This is a genomic window from Bradyrhizobium cosmicum (assembly GCF_032290525.1).
GTDB lineage: Bacteria > Pseudomonadota > Alphaproteobacteria > Rhizobiales > Xanthobacteraceae > Bradyrhizobium > Bradyrhizobium cosmicum_A.
The window spans coordinates 1-262 of the sequence record NZ_JASXTA010000317.1 but is presented as its reverse complement, the minus strand read 5'-3'; the positions used below and the strand labels follow the sequence as shown (position 1 = coordinate 262).

The window sequence follows — 262 nt, the reverse complement described above, 5'->3', positions numbered from 1 at the left end:
ACATGGTGCCGAGCTACAAGAATACCGAGGACTACAAGAAGTTCGTCCTCGAGGTCACGGAGTCAGAGCGCAAGGTGATCGACACGCTCGGGCTTGCGAAGAAGTAGGATTGAGCCACTTCCGTGTCCCGGATCTGCAGCGCGCCGCTTCGCGCTGCGTAGCATCCGGAGCACGGCCGAGAGGGTATCGATGAACGACCAAACCTCCGTCAAACTCCGCCTCAACAACTCCGAACTCTGGGGCGGCTTGATCGGGCTCGCGC

At 60.3% G+C, this 262-nt stretch carries 1 pseudogene; it reads left to right on the top strand.

Going from position 1 to position 262, the window contains the following annotated elements:
- A pseudogene (locus QSV46_RS40100) lies at positions 1 to 107 on the top strand (tripartite tricarboxylate transporter substrate binding protein); the annotation flags it as partial.
- Positions 108 to 262: the final 155 nt, after the last annotated feature.